Origin of the sequence: Rhizobium aethiopicum (assembly GCF_900094625.1) — a bacterium.
GTDB lineage: Bacteria > Pseudomonadota > Alphaproteobacteria > Rhizobiales > Rhizobiaceae > Rhizobium > Rhizobium aethiopicum.
In genome coordinates this window covers 309,909-327,226 of sequence record NZ_FMAJ01000007.1, presented here as the reverse complement: position 1 = coordinate 327,226, position 17,318 = coordinate 309,909, and the positions used below count along the sequence as shown (strand labels likewise).

The 17,318-nt window shown below is 60.6% G+C and carries 19 protein-coding genes; 14 read left to right on the top strand and 5 right to left on the bottom strand.

Annotation, left to right across the window (positions count from 1 at the left end; all coding sequences use genetic code 11):
• Nucleotides 1-89: 89 nt before the first annotated feature.
• From GA0061105_RS17580 to GA0061105_RS17550, 7 genes are all read left to right on the top strand, one after another.
• Nucleotides 90-1,400, top strand: a complete 1,311-nt coding sequence (locus tag GA0061105_RS17580) for an ABC transporter substrate-binding protein (RefSeq protein ID WP_092751798.1) — start codon at nt 90-92, stop codon at nt 1,398-1,400.
• Nucleotides 1,401-1,537: 137 nt separating this feature from the next.
• The gene (locus GA0061105_RS17575) at nt 1,538-2,410 is read left to right on the top strand and encodes a carbohydrate ABC transporter permease (protein ID WP_064694471.1); all 873 of its coding nucleotides are present in this window, start codon (nt 1,538-1,540) and stop codon (nt 2,408-2,410) included.
• A gap of 3 nt (nt 2,411-2,413) precedes the next feature.
• The gene (locus tag GA0061105_RS17570; RefSeq protein ID WP_064694226.1) at nt 2,414-3,244 is read left to right on the top strand and encodes a carbohydrate ABC transporter permease; all 831 of its coding nucleotides are present in this window, start codon (nt 2,414-2,416) and stop codon (nt 3,242-3,244) included.
• Between the two features lie 16 nt (nt 3,245-3,260).
• Complete coding sequence (locus GA0061105_RS17565; protein WP_092751796.1) at nt 3,261-4,259, top strand: ABC transporter ATP-binding protein; 999 nt, start codon at nt 3,261-3,263, stop codon at nt 4,257-4,259.
• Between the two features lie 83 nt (nt 4,260-4,342).
• On the top strand, nt 4,343-5,824 hold the full coding sequence (locus GA0061105_RS17560) for a mannitol dehydrogenase family protein (protein ID WP_092751794.1): 1,482 nt from the start codon (nt 4,343-4,345) through the stop codon (nt 5,822-5,824).
• A gap of 75 nt (nt 5,825-5,899) precedes the next feature.
• A complete protein-coding gene (locus GA0061105_RS17555) occupies nt 5,900-6,589 on the top strand; it encodes an HAD family hydrolase (protein WP_092751792.1) in 690 nt (229 codons plus the stop codon).
• Complete coding sequence (locus tag GA0061105_RS17550; RefSeq protein ID WP_092751790.1) at nt 6,589-8,172, top strand: FGGY-family carbohydrate kinase; 1,584 nt, start codon at nt 6,589-6,591, stop codon at nt 8,170-8,172. Before GA0061105_RS17555 ends, GA0061105_RS17550 begins: the two co-directional genes overlap by 1 nt.
• A gap of 13 nt (nt 8,173-8,185) precedes the next feature.
• Here the strand turns inward: GA0061105_RS17550 and GA0061105_RS17545 are convergent, their stop codons facing one another.
• Nucleotides 8,186-9,040 (bottom strand): MurR/RpiR family transcriptional regulator, encoded by an 855-nt coding sequence (locus GA0061105_RS17545; protein ID WP_064694231.1) that lies wholly within the window; start codon nt 9,038-9,040, stop codon nt 8,186-8,188.
• A gap of 234 nt (nt 9,041-9,274) precedes the next feature.
• Between GA0061105_RS17545 and GA0061105_RS17540 the strand changes: the two genes are divergently transcribed.
• Complete coding sequence (locus tag GA0061105_RS17540; protein ID WP_092751788.1) at nt 9,275-9,988, top strand: sulfate transporter family protein; 714 nt, start codon at nt 9,275-9,277, stop codon at nt 9,986-9,988.
• Between the two features lie 3 nt (nt 9,989-9,991).
• Here GA0061105_RS17540 and GA0061105_RS17535 read toward each other — a convergent pair whose 3' ends face one another.
• Nucleotides 9,992-10,417: a VOC family protein gene (locus tag GA0061105_RS17535; protein WP_064694233.1), complete on the bottom strand. Its 426-nt coding sequence runs from the start codon at nt 10,415-10,417 to the stop codon at nt 9,992-9,994.
• A gap of 77 nt (nt 10,418-10,494) precedes the next feature.
• On the opposite strand from GA0061105_RS17535, the gene GA0061105_RS17530 reads away from it, so the two are divergent.
• Nucleotides 10,495-11,073, top strand: a complete 579-nt coding sequence (locus GA0061105_RS17530) for a TetR/AcrR family transcriptional regulator (RefSeq protein ID WP_064694234.1) — start codon at nt 10,495-10,497, stop codon at nt 11,071-11,073.
• Here GA0061105_RS17530 and nth read toward each other — a convergent pair.
• A complete protein-coding gene (gene nth / locus GA0061105_RS17525; protein WP_208601662.1) occupies nt 11,038-11,835 on the bottom strand; it encodes an endonuclease III in 798 nt (265 codons plus the stop codon). The two genes, GA0061105_RS17530 and nth, sit on opposite strands and share 36 nt — an antisense overlap.
• On the opposite strand from nth, the gene GA0061105_RS17520 reads away from it, so the two are divergent.
• Both GA0061105_RS17520 and GA0061105_RS17515 read left to right on the top strand, forming a co-directional pair.
• The gene (locus GA0061105_RS17520; protein WP_092751786.1) at nt 11,834-12,331 is read left to right on the top strand and encodes a DUF2244 domain-containing protein; all 498 of its coding nucleotides are present in this window, start codon (nt 11,834-11,836) and stop codon (nt 12,329-12,331) included. The two genes, nth and GA0061105_RS17520, sit on opposite strands and share 2 nt — an antisense overlap.
• Before the next feature lie 75 nt (nt 12,332-12,406).
• Entirely contained in the window at nt 12,407-13,279 is an 873-nt protein-coding gene (locus GA0061105_RS17515) for a methylated-DNA--[protein]-cysteine S-methyltransferase (protein ID WP_092751785.1), read from the top strand.
• Nucleotides 13,280-13,307: 28 nt separating this feature from the next.
• Here GA0061105_RS17515 and GA0061105_RS17510 read toward each other — a convergent pair whose 3' ends face one another.
• Complete coding sequence (locus tag GA0061105_RS17510; RefSeq protein ID WP_064694238.1) at nt 13,308-14,291, bottom strand: sugar-binding transcriptional regulator; 984 nt, start codon at nt 14,289-14,291, stop codon at nt 13,308-13,310.
• 512 nt (nt 14,292-14,803) lie between these two features.
• Between GA0061105_RS17510 and tal the strand changes: the two genes are divergently transcribed.
• The 3 genes from tal to GA0061105_RS17495 all read left to right on the top strand — a co-directional run bounded on the left by tal (nt 14,804) and on the right by GA0061105_RS17495 (nt 17,089).
• Nucleotides 14,804-15,769: a transaldolase gene (gene tal, locus GA0061105_RS17505; protein WP_064694239.1), complete on the top strand. Its 966-nt coding sequence runs from the start codon at nt 14,804-14,806 to the stop codon at nt 15,767-15,769.
• Nucleotides 15,770-15,862: 93 nt separating this feature from the next.
• Nucleotides 15,863-16,528, top strand: a complete 666-nt coding sequence (locus tag GA0061105_RS17500; RefSeq protein WP_092751783.1) for a DUF1345 domain-containing protein — start codon at nt 15,863-15,865, stop codon at nt 16,526-16,528.
• 114 nt (nt 16,529-16,642) lie between these two features.
• Nucleotides 16,643-17,089, top strand: coding sequence for a DoxX family protein (locus tag GA0061105_RS17495; protein ID WP_064694241.1), 447 nt, complete (start codon nt 16,643-16,645; stop codon nt 17,087-17,089).
• Nucleotides 17,090-17,125: 36 nt separating this feature from the next.
• On the opposite strand, the gene GA0061105_RS17490 is transcribed toward GA0061105_RS17495, so the two are convergent.
• Complete coding sequence (locus GA0061105_RS17490) at nt 17,126-17,299, bottom strand: DUF1328 domain-containing protein (protein WP_020922323.1); 174 nt, start codon at nt 17,297-17,299, stop codon at nt 17,126-17,128.
• Between the last annotated feature and the right edge of the window lie 19 nt (nt 17,300-17,318).

Sequence of the window (17,318 nt, the reverse complement as noted above, 5' to 3'; positions counted from 1 at the left end):
AACGATTGCGATTGACATTTTTCGCCCCGTGGTGAGTAATTGCCCATGAGCAAAGCGAATGCTCACATCTCGTCTTCTGGGAGGAAGATATGACATTGAGAACTTTCCTGCTGGGCGCCTGCTCAGCATTGGCGTTTGCCGGCATGGCTTCGGCCGAGACGCTGACAATCGCGACCGTCAACAACGGCGACATGATCCGGATGCAGAAGCTGACGGATGATTTCAAGGCGAAGAATCCCGGCATCGATCTTGAATGGGTCACCCTCGAAGAAAATGTGCTGCGCCAGAAGGTTACGACCGACATCGCGACCAAGGGCGGCCAGTACGACGTTCTGACGATCGGCACCTACGAGGTTCCGATCTGGTCAAAGCAGGGCTGGCTGCTGCCGCTCGACAATCTCGGCGCCAACTACGACGTCGACGACCTGCTGCCGGCAATCCGCAGCGGCCTGACCACGGACGGCAAACTCTATGCTGCGCCGTTCTACGGCGAAAGCTCGATGGTCATGTACCGCAAGGATCTGTTCGACGCCGCCGGCCTGAAGATGCCGGACGCCCCGACCTGGGACTTCGTTGCGGATGCTGCCCGCAAGATCACCAACAAGGACAAGGAAATCTATGGCATCTGCCTGCGCGGCAAGGCCGGCTGGGGCGAGAACATGGCCTTCCTGACCGCCATGTCAAACTCCTTCGGAGCGCGCTGGTTCGATGAAAGCTGGAAGCCGCAGTTCGATCAGCCTGAGTGGAAGGAGGCTTTGGACTTCTACGTCAAGCTGATGAAGGACGCCGGCCCTCCGGGCGCTTCTTCGAACGGCTTCAACGAAAACCTGGCGCTGTTCCAGACCGGCAAGTGCGGCATGTGGATCGATGCGACCGTTGCTGCCTCCTTCGTCAGCAACCCGAAGGAATCCACGGTTTCCGACAAGGTCGGCTTCGCGCTCGCCCCGGACAAGGGCCTAGGCAAGCGCGGCAACTGGCTCTGGGCCTGGAATCTCGCCATTCCGGCAGGCTCGCAGAAGGTCGAAGCCGCCGAGAAATTCGTCGCCTGGGCAACGAGCAAGGACTACACCAACCTCGTTGCCCAAAAGGAAGGCTGGCTGAACGCACCTCCCGGCACCCGCACCTCGCTTTATGCGAATGCGGAGTACCAGAAGGCTGCTCCCTTCGCCAAGATGACGCTCGATTCGATCAACTCGGCCGATCCGACAAAGCCGACCGTCAAGCCGGTCCCCTATGTTGGTGTCCAGTTCGTGGCGATCCCCGAATTCCAGGGCATCGGCACGGCGGTGGGCCAGCAGTTCTCGGCAGCCCTTGCCGGCCAGATTTCGGTCGACCAGGCGTTGCAGAGCGCACAGCAGCTGGCAACGCGCGAAATGACCAAAGCCGGCTACATTAAATAAAACCTCCTGAGCAAGAGGCGGATCCTTGACAATCCGCCCCTCTGGGTCGCCGATTGCCCAACTGCATCGGCGGCCTCTTTTTCCAGACAAAGCTGCCTTGCGGCCGCTCCCCGCTTCAGTCCAGATCGGTGATTGCCATGGCAACGTTACACACCCGTTCCGCCGCGCGCCTGATGATCGCGCCCTCCGTGCTCTTCCTCTTTGCATGGATGATCGTCCCGCTCGCGATGACGATCTATTTCTCGCTCTTGAACTACAATCTGCTCAATCCGGGCATGGAAAGCTTCGTCGGCTTTCTGAATTACGAATATTTCCTTTCCGATCCGGCCTTCTTTGCGGCCCTGGTCAATACGCTGCTGCTCGTCGCCGGCGTGTTGCTGATCACCGTCATCGGCGGCATCGCCTTCGCACTTCTGCTCGATCAACCGATGTACGGACAGGGCATCGTGCGCATCCTCGTCATCGCTCCGTTTTTCGTCATGCCGACGGTGGCAGCGCTGGTCTGGAAGAACATGTTCATGAACCCGGTCAACGGCCTCTTCGCCCATCTTGCGAAGGCGCTGGGCCTGCAGCCGATCGACTGGCTGGCGAATGCGCCGCTGTTTTCCGTCATTCTCATCGTCGCCTGGCAGTGGCTGCCCTTTGCCACCCTCATCCTGCTGACCGCGCTGCAGTCGCTCGACGAGGAGCAGAAGGAGGCGGCCGAAATGGACGGTGCCGGCGCGATCTCGAAATTCATCTACATCATCCTGCCGCACATGGCGCGCGCCATCACCGTGGTGATCCTGATCCAGACTATCTTCCTGCTTTCGGTCTTCGCCGAAATCCTCGTCACCACCAATGGCGGGCCGGGCACCGACAGCACCAATCTCACCTATCTCGTCTATGCGCAGGCGCTCCTGCAGTTCGATATCGGCGGCGCTTCGGCGGGCGGCATCGTCGCGGTGGTGCTGGCCAATATCGTCGCGATCTTCCTCGTCCGCCTCGTCGGCAAGAATCTGGAGGCTTGAGAGATGGCAAGAAAAGTCACAACCCGGCGCAAGGTCATCGTGACCGCGGTCGCCTGGACGCTCGGCATCCTGATCTTCTTCCCGATTCTTTGGACGTTCCTGACCAGCTTCAAATCGGAAGCCGATGCCATCGCTTCGCCGCCGCAGTTCCTGTTCTTCCACTGGACGGCTGAGAACTATGCGGAGGTGCAGAGCCGGTCGAACTATCTCAGCCACTTCATGAATTCGGTGGTCATTTCCTTCGGCTCGACGTTGATCGGGTTGATCATCGCCATCCCGGCCGCCTGGGCGATGGCGTTTTCGCCGACCAAGCGAACGAAGGACGTGCTGATGTGGATGCTCTCGACCAAGATGATGCCGCCGGTCGGCGCGCTGATCCCGATCTATCTGCTGTTCCGCAATTCGGGCCTTCTTGATACGCGCACCGGGCTGGTGATCGTACTGACGCTTATCAACCTGCCGATCATCGTCTGGATGCTCTACACCTACTTCAAGGAAATCCCCGGCGAAATCCTCGAAGCGGCGCGCATGGACGGGGCGTCGCTGATGAAGGAAATCGTCTACGTGCTGACGCCGATGGCGGTGCCGGGCATTGCCTCGACGCTGCTTCTGAACATCATCCTTGCCTGGAACGAGGCATTCTGGACGCTCAACCTCACCGCCTCGAAGGCGGCGCCGCTGACGGCCTTCATCGCCTCTTATTCCAGCCCCGAGGGCCTGTTCTACGCCAAACTCTCGGCGGCCTCGACCATGGCGATCGCGCCGATCCTGATCCTCGGCTGGTTCAGTCAGAAACAACTCGTCCGCGGCCTGACCTTCGGCGCAGTGAAATAAGAAAAGGGAGACAAACATGGGCAGCATTACCCTTCAGAAGGTTTCCAAGGTCTTCGGCGAAGCCAAGGTCATCCCTTCGATCGATCTCGATATCAATGACGGCGAATTCGTCGTCTTCGTCGGCCCGTCGGGTTGCGGCAAGTCCACGCTGCTCAGGCTGATCGCCGGTCTCGAGGATGTCTCCGGCGGCAAGATCGTCATCGACGGCAAGGACGCCACCGAAAAGGCGCCCTCGGAGCGCGGCCTTGCCATGGTGTTCCAGTCCTACGCGCTCTATCCGCATATGAGCGTGCGCAACAACATCGCCTTCCCGCTGAAGATGGCCGGCGCCGACAAGGCGGAAATCGACCGGAAGGTGACGGATGCCGCCCGCGTGCTGAACCTCACCGACTATCTGGAGCGCAAGCCGCGCCAGCTTTCCGGCGGCCAGCGCCAGCGCGTCGCGATCGGCCGTGCCATCGTGCGTCAGCCTTCGGCCTTCCTGTTCGACGAACCGCTGTCGAACCTCGACGCCGCTCTGCGCGTCAACATGCGTCTCGAGATCAGCGAATTGCACCAGCAGCTGAAGACGACAATGGTCTACGTCACCCACGATCAGGTCGAGGCCATGACCATGGCCGACAAGATCGTCGTGCTGAACAGGGGAAATATCGAGCAGGTCGGCTCGCCGCTCGAACTCTACAGCCGTCCGCGCAACCTTTTCGTCGCCGGCTTCATCGGTTCGCCGAAGATGAATTTCATCAAGGGCCAGAACGCGGCCGAGCTCGGCGCGCACACGCTCGGCATCCGCCCCGAACACGTGCTGCTGTCGATGGAGAGCGGTGATTGGAAGGGCAGGGTCGTGGTCGCCGAGCATCTCGGCTCCGACACGTTCCTGCATATCGATGTTGAGGGGATCGGCATGGTGACGGCGCGCGGCAGCGGCGATTTTGCCGCCAAGGCGGGCGATACGGTCTATCTGACGCCGGACCGTTCGCGCATTCATAAATTCAACGAGGGCGGTCTCGCTATCTGAGGCGGGCAGCCGGCTGGGGGCAGGCATGCGAGCCGGGCGATGGCGCCCGGCCGTCTCGGCAAGACCTTCAAGAGGACTAAAACATGACGTGCAAACTTTCGCTGGCAACGCTTTCGGACGCGGCGCGCACTGCCGCCATCCCTTCTTATGAGAGGGCGTCGCTGAAAGCCGGGATCGTGCACTTCGGCGTCGGCAATTTTCACCGTGCCCATCAGGCGATCTATCTCGACGACCTCTTCAACCAGGGCGTTGACCATGACTGGGCGATCGTTGGCGCCGGCGTGCTGCCATCGGATGCCGCCATGCGCGAGAAGCTCGCGGCCCAGGATTTCCTGACGACGGTGGTCGAGCAGGACAACAACAAGACAGCGGCGCGTGTTACTGCGCCGATGATCGACATCCTGCCGGTCGGCGATCACGCCGCGATCATCGCCAGGCTTGCCGATCCGCAAATCCGCATTGTCTCGCTGACGATCACCGAGGGCGGATACTTTATCGATGCTTCTGGCACCTTCAATCCGGCCCACCCCGATATCGCCGCCGATGGACAGAATCCCGGCGCGCCGAAGACGGTTTTCGGTCTGATTGTCGCCGGCCTGAAGGCCCGCAGGGATAGAGGCATCGAACCGTTCACCGTGATGTCCTGCGACAACATTCCTCATAACGGCGTCGTCACCGCCAATGCTGTTGTCGGCACGGCCGCACTTTCGGATGCCGCCCTGGCCGACTGGATCCGCGCCAATGTCGCCTTCCCGAATGCGATGGTCGACCGCATTACGCCGGCGACGGGCCAGCGGGAGATCGATTTTCTCAGGGACAATTTCGGGATCGAGGACAACTGGCCGGTTTATTGCGAAGAATTCAAGCAGTGGGTCCTCGAAGACAAATTCACGGCCGGACGGCCGGCGCTCGAAAAGGTCGGCGTGACCTTCGTGCCCGACGTTACCCCTTACGAACACATGAAGATCCGCATCCTCAACGGCGGGCATGCCGCGATCGCCTATCCGGCGGCGCTGATGGATATTCACTTCGTTCATGATGCCATGGAAGATCCGCTAGTCCGTGCCTTCCTCGCCAAGATCGAGAAAGACGAGATCATCCCGATCGTGCCGCCGGTGCCGAACACGTCGCTGACCGATTATTTCGCACTGATCGAGCATCGGCTTCTCAATCCGAAGATTGGCGACACCATTCCGCGTCTGGCGCAGGACGGTTCGAACCGCCAGCCGAAATTCATCCTGCCCTCGACGCTCGACAATCTGCGCCAGGGCAGGGATATCGTCGGTCTGGCGCTGGTTTCAGCGCTGTGGTGCCGTTATTTCGCCGGCAAGACCGACAGCGGCAAGGATATCGTCTTCAACGATGCCAGCGCCGAGCGCCTGCATGCGGCTGCGCTGAAAGCAAAGGACGACCCCTCAGCCTTCCTCGTCTTCGACGATATTTTCGGCGAAGCGGCAAAATCAGAACTGTTCCGCAAGCGTTTCGCCCATGCGCTCAAAAGCCTGTGGGAAAAAGGCACGCGGGAGACGCTGCAGCTCTATCTCGACGGCAAACTTGCAGTGTAAGGGAATCCTGATGGCGGCATCGGCTGCCGCCATCAGGGACGGTCATGTCCGAATTGAACTCAGGTTGGGTCTTTCATGGCTGATGCTGAACCAAGGCTGGTCATCTTCGATTGCGACGGGGTGCTCGTCGATAGCGAGCCGATCTCGATCAGCGTGCTCGTTCGGGCGATGAGCGATCTCGGCGTTTCGATCACGGAGGACCAGGCCTATGAGCGTTTTCTCGGCCGCAGCCTCTCGACTCTCGTCGACACGCTGGAAACCGAATTCAACGTCCATGCCGGTGAGGAATTCCTGGAGCGCATCCGCACCGATCTCTACGCGCGATTCCGCACCGAGCTGAAGCCGATCGAAGGCATTGCGGCGACGATTGACGGGCTCGGCATTCCCTGCTGCGTCGCCTCTTCAAGCCAGATGGAGCGGATCCGGCTATCGCTTTCCGTCACCGGACTTCTCGATAAACTTCCCGACATCTTCAGCGCCACGATGGTCAAACGCGGCAAACCCGCGCCCGATCTGTTCCTGCATGCGGCCCGGCAGATGCGGGTCGAGCCCGACGTCTGTCTTGTCATCGAGGACAGTCCGGCCGGCATTGCCGCCGCCAAGGCCGCCGGTATGACGGTCTTTGCCTTCACCGGCGGATCGCATGCGAACTTCGCCGGTTACCGGGCCGAACTCGACCGGCTTTCGCCTGATGTGGTGTTTGACGCCATGCCGGATTTGATACACCTTGTCCGCAACCATAAGCTGGACGGGACCGAGATTTGATGCGTGATCATGTGGTTGCGGTGGATGTCGGCACCGGCAGCGCGCGCGCCGGCGTTTTCGATGCCAGCGGTCGTCTGCTGGCCAAAGCCGAACATCCGATCGCAATGAACCGGCCGCGTCAAAACCACGCAGAGTACGATTCGGAAGACATATGGTTGGCCGCGTGTACAGCGGTGCGCAGGGTGATGGAGCAATCCGGTATCACCGCCGCGTCGGTCGCAGCGATCGGCTTCGACGCTACCTGTTCGCTGGTCGTCCGTGACGTCGAAGGCCGGCAGATCAGTGTGTCGACGGGAGGCGAGCAGCGTTTCGACACGATCGTATGGCTCGATCACCGGGCGCTGAAGGAAGCCGATTTCTGTACGGCGACGGAACACAGGGTGCTCGACCATTCCGGCCGGGTCATGTCGCCTGAAATGGAAATGCCGAAGCTGATGTGGCTGAAGAAGAAGCTGCCGGCGACATGGGAAAAGGCCGGCTATTTCTTCGACCTTGCCGATTTCATGACCTGGAAATCGACTGGATCGCCCGCCCGTTCGCGCTGCACGCTAACGGCAAAATGGAACTATCTTGCCCATCTCGAAAAGGGCTGGCAGCAGGATTTCCTACAGCGTATCGGTCTCGACGATCTTCAGGCGCGCGGCCAGCTACCGGATGAGACTGCGCCGGTCGGCGGCAGTATGGGCCGGCTGACGCCTGATGCGGCCGAGGCGCTGGGGCTGACCACGGAGTGCCATGTCTCCGCGGGTATGATCGATGCTTATGCCGGCGCCCTCGGAGCTCTCGCCGGTTATGCCGCCGATCCAGTGAAACGCGAACGCCAACTGGCGCTGGTCGCCGGCACGTCAAGCTGCATCGTCGCCTTTTCACAGCAGCGCAAGCCGAGCCATGGCATGTGGGGCCCCTATTACGAGGTTGTCTTCCCGCAGTCCTGGCTGGTGGAAGCCGGGCAATCTGCGACCGGCGCACTGCTCGATCATATCGTGCGCATGCATGCGGCCGGCGGCGAGCCAACGGCGACGCTGCACCAGAAGATTGTCGCGCGCATCGCCGAATTGCGCGCAGAGGAGGGCGAGGCTTTCGGCGAGCGCATTTTCGTGCTGCCGGACTTTCACGGCAATCGCTCCCCGCTTGCCGATCCGCATGCCGTCGGGGTCATCAGCGGGCTGACTCTCGATACATCGTTCGACGGGCTCTGCGCGCTCTATTGGCGGGCTGCCGTCGCAATTGCCCTCGGCATTCGCCATATCCTCGAGAATATGAAGGAGTATGGCTACGTGCCTGATACGCTGCATATCGCAGGCGGGCACGTGAAAAACCCGGTGCTGATGGAACTCTATAGCGATGCCACCGGCTGCAAGGTCGTAGTGCCGAAGATGAACGAGGCGGTGCTGCTCGGCACGGCGATCGCGGCATCCGTCGCCTGCGGCCTGCATGATGATTTGGCGGCAGCCGGCGAGGCGATGTATCCCGGCGGCGACGAACGGTTTCCCGACAAGGCGAAACAGGTGTTTTACGACCGCGACTATCGCCGTCTTCTGGCCATGCAGCGGCATCGCGCCGAACTGGAAGCGCTGCATTAGAAGACAGCCAGTTTCAGTGGTTCGCAGTTTCGCCGAGAACGGTCGCGAATTCCAGCATGCGGCGGCGGCGAAGGGCTGCCTCCTCTCCGACTTCGAGAATGACGGATTCCGAAAGACAGTCGAGCAACGCGATCAGCGGCGGAAGATTGTCGAGATCGGGGGCGCGAGCCGGCGGCAAGGGTAGCATGACGTTTGACTGATCCGCCATCCAGTCTGCTTGTTGCGGCGAAATCAGCACGACCTTGTAGCCGTAGCGCCGCGCGGTTCTGGCAAGCAGCCGTGCCTTGGCGAATCGGCGGCAGTCGATGATCACGAGCAAAGCGTCGTCGACGGCCTGCCGGGCGAAGAGTTCGGCAAAACGGTTGTCAGTGGCATCGAGCGTGCGGACGCCGTCGCGGGCTTGCGTCAGCCGCTGGCAGAAATGGTTGGCAAGGCTCGCAAGCCGCGCATGAGTGGCGATCGAGACTTCGCGGGCGGTGCTGATCAAACGGACGGCTTCGGCCCAATGCGGTTGCGCCGTCAAATGATAGATGTGATGCAGGGCCTGGATCTGTTCGGCAACCAGCACGGCAAGCGGCTTGCCCTCCGCAGCGTCCGCATGCAGCTCGCTCATGGCGCTCTGCAACTGCGCCGGCGATGTCGTCACGGTCTCGCGAATCTCCACCTTGACGCTGTCCAAACCCTGATAGCCGAGCGCGCGCAGGAAGCGCCCGACGGTCATCGGCGACAGATCCAGCCTGTCGGCGACAGAGGCTGCCGTTTCGAACGGCAGGTCATTCAGGTGTTCGGAGAAATATTTCGCGATACGGCGCTCCGCCGGTGTGCCGCTTTTTACGTATTGCCTGAGCTTGTGCACAAAGTCTTCCACATCAGCCTCCCCGTATTTCCTCAGAGGCCTTCCGTGGATGCGCTATCGCGACCCCTTGTCTTGGCAACTATTTTCGGAAGCTGCTTCTCAGGTTCATGCTTATTTCTGTATGTCATAATATTATATTTGTTCTAATATTGCGACAAGTTTCTATTACAGCCTGCAATTTTATTCTCTCTTGTCGGTGGCATTCGCCTTTCCTACATCTTCTGCGCAACCGGAGACGCCGACAATATGATTCTCGATGCCGCACGACTTTCGCTCGCCAATCTGTTCGCGCAGGAGACGCGCTCGGTTTTCTGGAAGGTTCTCGGCCTGACGCTTCTCGTGCTCGTGGGCCTCTGGTTCGCGTTGCGCGGGGCCTTCATGGCCTTCCTCTTTCCCTGGCTCACCAGCTTTTTTCCCGAGATGCCGGATTGGGCGGGGTGGTTCGCGCTGGTTTTCGCGATCTTCGCCGGGATCGGCCTTGCGCTCGTGCTGGCGCTCTTGCTTTCGCCGGTGACGGCGCTGATCGCGGGCCTTTTCCTTGACGATGTCGCCGAGGTCATCGAAAAGCGTGACTATCCCGGTGACGCACCGGGCACCGCCATGCCGCTCGGCCCGGCGATGGCAAGCTCGATCAAGTTCCTCGGAGTGGTGATCCTCGGCAATGTCGTGGCGTTGTTGCTGCTGTTCATCCCCGGCGTCAATCTGATCGCCTTCTTTCTGGTGAACGGCTACCTGCTCGGACGGGAATTTTTCGAGTTCGCCGCCATGCGCTTTCGTCCCCCTCAGGAGGCACGGCTCTTCCGCGCCAAACATGCGCCGACGGTCTTTTTCGGCGGGCTGGTAATCGCTCTCTTTCTGGCGATCCCCGTGGTCAACCTGCTGACGCCTCTCTTTGCGGCGGGCATGATGGTGCATCTGCACAAGCTGATTTCCGCAAAGGATGCCGGTCCTCGCGCCTGAGCTTCAACCGGGTAAGGCTGATGTCTCGTACATCGATGCGAATTCAGCGCTCGGCGGGATCGGCTTGATGATGTCGATCAGCACGCCGTTCGGGTCGGCGGTGATGAAATGCCGCTGGCCGAAATCCTCGTCGCGGATTTCCTGGAGGATCGGCAGGTTTGCGCTGCGGCAAGCCGCGTACACCACATCGACATCGGCAACCTCGAAATTAAGGAGCAGTCCGGACACCTTGCCGCGAGCCACGGCCGGGATGGATTCGTGGCTGCCATGGAGAATGGCAAGAGCGACATTTTCTTCCTCTGTCGATTGCAGATGAACGTACCAGTCGCTCTCGAACAGCGCCCTGAAGCCGAAATGCGCGCAATAGAAGCGGGCGGAACCGGCAACGTCTTCGGTCATGATGACGGGATAGTAGCTCGTCGATTTCATCACTTTCCTCCCTGGTTACATACAGACTGTATGTTTTTGTCCTTAACATACAATCTGTTTGTATGTAAAGAGAAATGATGAGCCGCAGCAATCGCGAAAGAACGGAACAGACAAGGCAGGCGCTGATCGATGCGGGGCGGCGCCTCTTCGTCGAGAAGGGCTATGCCGAAACGGCTACGCCGGAGATAGCCGCGGCGGCGGGTATGACGCGCGGAGCGCTCTATCATCATTTCGAAGACAAGAAGGCGCTCTTTCGCGCGGTTGTCGAAAGCGAGGCGCGCGCAGTTGCGGAAGCGATCGAGGCATGTCCGGCGCCTGATGATGCGCCGCGAGACGCGCTGCTTGCCGGCGCTTCGGCCTATTTCGATGCGATGATGGCGGACGGCCGCACGCGGCTGCTGTTGATCGAGGCGCCTGCCGTTCTCGGCCTGCCGGCGAGCCAGGCGATCGATGCGGAGCATGCGGAAACGGTATTGCGGGCAGGACTTGCAGCCATGCTTCCGGGCGCCGGCGCTGCTCTTGGGCCTTTGACATTGCTGCTATCGGCGTGCTTCGACCGTGCGGCGATGGCGATTGAGGCGGGCGGGGAAAGGCGGAGTTACGAGCAGGCGATCACTGTTTTACTCGACGGCCTCGCCGATCACTTGCGGCGGTAGCTCGACGAGTGGGGCCGGCACATCCGAACTCTTCTCCGGCGATTTGCAAATATCGGCGATGACGCAGCGTTCGCATTCGGGACGGCGCGCCTTGCAGGTGTAGCGTCCGTGCAGGATCAGCCAGTGATGGGCGTGATAGAGATAGTGTTTCGGCACCACTTTCATCAATCGTGCTTCGACTTCATCCGGTGTCTTGCCGGGAGCAAGCCTGATGCGATTGGCGATCCGGAAAATGTGGGTATCGACGGCCATGGTCGCCTGGCCAAAGGCCATAGACAGCACGACATTGGCAGTCTTGCGGCCGACGCCCGGCAGGCGAACCAGTTCCTCGCGCGTTTCCGGCACCTTGCCGGCGAATTCGTCGACCAGCATTTGCGAGAGCGCGATGACGTTTTTCGCCTTGTTGCGGTAGAGGCCGATCGTCTTGATGTAATCGCGAACCTTGTCCTCACCGAGATCGAGCATTTTCTGCGGCGTGTCGGCCGCCTTGAACAGCGCCCGTGTCGCCCTGTTGACACCGGCATCGGTGGCCTGGGCGGAGAGAGCTACCGCCACGACAAGGGTGAAAGGGTTGGTGTGCTCCAGCTCGCCCCGCGGCTCGGGCCGCTGCACCGAAAAGCGACGGAAGATTTCCTCGCGCTCCACCAGCGAATAGACGGTTTTCACCGCCGTCGCCGGCTTGCGGCGGACGATCACATTCGTGCCTCGCGGCGGGGATTTGATTTTCGGATTCGCCATGGAAACTCTATACTCAGCGGTCATGATGGAAAGCAACGCCAACAGCTCTCACGAGCAGCCTGTTTTCGCCGCCGAGCTCTTCCCCCACCGGTCGCTCGGCCGCCGGGGTTTTAAGGTGCTGCTCATTCTCTCCGGCGCCGTCTGCTTTCTCTATGGGATGTTCTTCATCGCCACCGGCGCCTGGCCGATCGGCTTTTTCTTTGGATTGGATTTCGCGCTTCTCTACGGTGCCTTCTGGCTGAATTACCGCTCCGGTAGGGTGCGCGAACAGGTCACCGTGTCGCGCACGGACGTATCGGTGCGCAAGTTTGCCCCGTCGGGGCGGATGGTGGAGCATCATTTCAACCCGTTCTGGGCGCGTTTCCTCGTTCGAAGGCACCATGACATCGGCATCCTCTCGATGCATATTTTCGGCGAGGGCCGACGCACGGATATCGGCTCCTTCCTCAATCCTGACGATCGCGAAAGCTTCGCCAAGGCCTTCAAAGGCGCGCTCGCCACAGTCAAGCAGCGTATCTGAGCCTATCACGCGCGCAAGAATCGGGTGGTTTACCCCGGACCTATTGATTATCTCCTTGTTACAAGGAGAAAGACCATGGATATGATCGCGAATCCGCAGACCGACATCACGCCTGACGGCCCTGATTACGATATCGTCCGTCGGGTCATCGAACTCATCACCGAGGATTACCGCGACCAGCCATCGCTGGAGGCGATCGCCGCGCGGCTCAACCAGTCGCCGACGCAGCTGCAAAAGACCTTCACCCGCTGGGCCGGCCTCTCGCCCAAAGGTTTCCTGCAGGCGGTGACGCTCGACCACGCCAAGCGGCTGTTGCGCAAGGAAGATATGCCGTTGCTCGAGACGTCGATCGAGGTCGGCCTGTCCGGGCCGAGCCGGCTGCATGATCTCTTCGTCACCCATGAGGCGATGTCGCCCGGCGAATGGAAGGCCAAGGGCGGCGGCCTCATCATCCGTTACGGCTTCCACATCTGCCCCTTCGGCGTGGCGCTGATCATGGTGACCGACCGCGGCCTCGCCGGCCTTGCCTTCAGCGATTCCGGCGACGAGAGGGCCTGCCTCGAAGACATGACCTGCCGCTGGCCGAACGCCGGTTATACCGAAGACCTGCAGGCGACGATGCCCTATGCCGCCCGCATCTTCGAACCCGGGAAATGGTCGTCCGAGCAGCCGCTCCGCGTCGTGTTGATTGGCACGGACTTCCAGGTGCGTGTCTGGCAGAGCCTCATGAAGATACCCTTCGGCAGGGCGGTCACCTATTCCGACATCGCCGAGGATATCGGCCGGCCGACGGCGCAGCGCGCCGTGGGCGCGGCGGTGGGGGCAAATCCGATCTCCTTCGTGGTGCCCTGCCATCGGGCGCTCGGCAAGAACGGTGCGCTGACGGGCTACCACTGGGGCCTTACCCGCAAACGGGCAATGCTCGGCTGGGAATCGGCGCATGCGTAGCGCGCTAAAAAGCACGGCTTGAAGCGTTTCAGGCCGGTTCGGCCAGTTCCAGCAATGCTTTCGCCGCGCCTTCATCGGTGATCAGCGTATTGCAGCCGATGCGTTTGATCGTGGCGCGGATGGCGGTGGCCCGGTGGGCGCCGCCGGAGGAGAGCACGATGTGCTTGGCCTCCTTCAGCATGTCGAGATCGACGGACATCACGCGCTGGTTGATCGAGTGGTCGACCGAATTGCCGTCCTTGTCGAGAAAGTTGAACATGGTGTCGCAGACGCAGCCGGCATTGATCAGCTCCTGCAGCTCGGCCTTCGATATCCAGCCTTCCGACAGCGAGGTCGAGTGCGGGCCGATATCGCCGCAGCTGACGATCGCGAGATCGAGGCTCTCAGCGAGACGGTAGATCGTATCCAGCCCGCATTTTTCGATGAGGTTGCGTTTGGTCTCGACTGAATCGACGAGCAGTGGCGCCAGGAACATGTAGCATTCGGCGCCGAGCTGATTGGCCAACCGCCAAGTGTAGTCGATAGGGTTTGTCTGGTGCACGGCAACTATACCGCCGAGCAGCGAAACGACCTTGCAGTTGGTGCGGCGCGGCGGCCGGAAGCTCGCCAGCGAGGCGGTCATGGTGCGACCCCAGCCGACACCGATCGTATAGTCGTCGGGGATGGCTTCGGAGAGGAACTGGCCAAGCGCCAGACCGACATTCTTTGCCAGCGAATCGACGTCGCAATGGACCGGTGCAGGCACGACGATCGCCTCGTCGAGGCCGTAGGCACGCTCCAGCTTCACCGAAAGCTCGACGCAATCGCCGATCGAATCGTTGATCCAGATCTGCACTTCACCGCGTTTCATCGACTCGTCGAGCAGGCGGATCACTGTCGTCCGGCTGATGCCCAGCTGTTCGGCGACGTCCTTCTGGGTCAGGCCCTCATTGTAATAGAGCCATGCGGCCCTCAGCCGCAGCGAGGACGCTTCGGAATAGGCGGTATGGGTGCCGCGTTTGAGCTTGACCACGTCTCCTCCTGCAGGATTGCTGTCCTAAATGCGCGCGATCTTTAAGATTCGCTCCTCGCGCATTAATGTCGTCATGTCAAAACCGCCGCACACTTTTGCGCGACCTGCCCTCAATTCTCTTGAGGACAGGGGCTTTCGACGATGCGCTTGCTGCTGGGATAATGACGGGCGTGACACTTATGTCAATTGAAATGCACAAATGTCCTTGACTTTTCCTTGGCGGGGCGTTGATAGTCCTCGCGACATAAAGTCGTTCCTGTCCGTCCGAGGAGGACATAGTGCGGGCATGCCGAAAGTCACGACCGGCCTTCGCGCCTCAGGCGGTATCGCTTGCGCTCGAGCAGCCGTTCACACGCGGCCGGAACACGTCGACTGTCCCTCACGTTTATGAATCATCCGTGACGGAAGCGCGTATATTCGCCTGCAGCATGCAAACCATCTGTCCCTAGATCATCTCTTTGCCGGGCGGAAGTCGCGCCGGTCCGCTCTGAATTCAATAAGGATCACCAACCATGACATCCAAGCTTGACCAACTTCGCGAGATTACCACCGTCGTCGCCGATACCGGCGATATTCAGGCCGTCGCCCGCCTGAAGCCGGTCGATTGCACGACCAACCCATCCATCGTTCTCAAGGCGCTCGGCACCGAAATGTTCGCTGACGACATGAAGGAAGCGATCGCCTGGGGCAAGAAGCTAGGCGGCGATGCAAATGTCGCCGCAGCAGCCGTCGCCGACCGCCTTGCCATCTCCGTCGGCGCTGCCCTGGTGAAACTCGTCCCCGGCCGCGTTTCGACGGAAGTCGATGCCGACCTGTCCTTCGATACCGAAGCATCGCTGAACAAGGCACGCAGCATCATTGCCGCCTACAAGGAACGCGGCATCGAGAAGGACCGTATCCTCATCAAGCTTGCGTCGACCTGGGAAGGCATTCGCGCAGCGGAAATCCTGCAGAAGGAAGGCATCGACTGCAATCTGACGCTGCTCTTTTCCAAGGCACAGGCGATCGCCTGCGCCGATGCCAAGGTTTTCCTGATTTCGCCCTTCGTCGGCCGTATCCTCGACTGGTACAAGAAGTCGACGGGCAAGGATTTCACCGCCGAGGAAGATCCAGGCGTCCTGTCCGTCCGCGACATCTACAACTACTACAAAGCCAACGACATCAAGACCGTCGTCATGGGCGCATCCTTCCGCAACACCGGCGAAATCGAAGCGCTGGCCGGTTGCGACCGCCTGACCATTGCTCCGAACCTGCTCGACGAGCTTTCGAACGACCAAGGCAAACTCGAGCGCAAGCTGTCGCCTGAAACGATCAAGCCGGCCGCGAAAATTGCCGTCGACGAAAAGACCTTCCGCTGGATGATGAACGAAGACGCGATGGCGACCGAAAAGCTCGCCGAAGGCATCCGCGCTTTCGCCAAGGACCTGGGGACGCTGCGCACTATGGTGCAAAAGGAATTGCAGCTCGCCGCCGCCTGATAGGGTTCGGCAAAGGATCGCAGGCGCGGTGGTCTACTGGCAACCGCGCCTTTTTCATGCTGTTATCAAAGACCTATTCGGCCGGAGGCGAAGATGGAGGAGGAAAGGACAACGTCTCTGGCGGTGCTTTCCTCCCGACATGCAAGCTTCATCATCGCCGCCCTTGCCGGCTTGGCAGTCTTCCTGGCCGTGACCTCGCGGGACGTCAGCGCCCGCAACGTGCTGTTCGGATGGAATGCCAGCGCCGGCGTCTTCATCGCGCTCAGCTGGCACAAGATGCTGCGGGCGACGGTCGATAGCATCCGCAAACGTGCCGAGGATCTCGATTTTTCCGACACGGTTCTGTTGGCTCTGTCGATCGGCGCGGCGCTTGCGAGCATCGCCGGCATCGGCCTCGAACTTCATTCGATCAAGGAGGCGGCGCCCGACGTCGCGCTGGCACGGGCGGGTGCCGCCGTGCTGACGATCCTGATCTCCTGGGTCTTCCTGCATACGCTTTTCACCATCCACTATGCCCACTACTATTATGGCGGGGCGAACGAAGAGGGCGGTCTCAAATTTCCCGATGGAATCGAAGAACCCGGCTATTGGGACTTCCTCTATTTCTCTTTCACCATTGGCGTTGCCGCGCAGACTGCGGATGTTGCGGTGAGCTCGACCAGCATGCGCAAGCTGACGCTGCTGCACGCGGTGCTGTCGTTCCTGTTCAATACGACGATTCTGGCATTGGCGATCAATGTCGGGGCGAGCCTGCTATAATAGGCCGTGCCCGGGCGATCGCGAGAATCCGAGCCATCAGTTCCTCGGGCGGACGGGTGGGAGATAAACGCAGGAGCAGGGCAGGCGCACCATCTGCCCTGGAAACAGGAGGCAATGATGGAAAGCGCCGCAAGCCGGTACCGACCGGCCGATCTTGTTCTGCTCCTCGGCAGGCTCCTGCTGTCGTTGATCTTCTTGCATGAAGGCTGGTCGCTTGCGGCAAATCTCCCGGCGACCATCGACACGTTCGCGAAATTGGGGCTGTCAGCGCCGATAGCCCTCGCTACCATCGCCCTTCAGTTGGGAGCCGGCGCTTCCGTTGCGATCGGTCTCCTCGGCCGTCTCGGTGCCACGGCGCTGGCGCTCTTCTGTCTGGCGACCGCCCTGCTTTTCCATACGAACTTTGCCAGCCACAACGAACTCCTGCATTTCGAGAAGGACCTGGCGATTGCCGGTGGCATGTTCGTCCTGGCGGCCACCGGCGCGGGATCGATATCGGTCGACAACCTTCTGAAAAGGCGGCCAAGAGGCATTCATCCCTGGCTGAGGGCCGTGATGTAATCGCATGCGTCCGCAATCCGACGGTAGTGGAACCGATTACAAGACCGCCTGGCCGGCCATCAGCGCCAGAACCAGGAAGATCAGGAAGATCACCAGCGCAATACCGAAGAGCACGCGGGCAATGGTCGCGGTGGCGGCGGAGACGCCGGAGAAGCCAAAGAAGCCGGCGACGATGGAAATAACGAAGAATATCAGAGCCCATTTCAGCATGACATCATCCTTTGCGTTT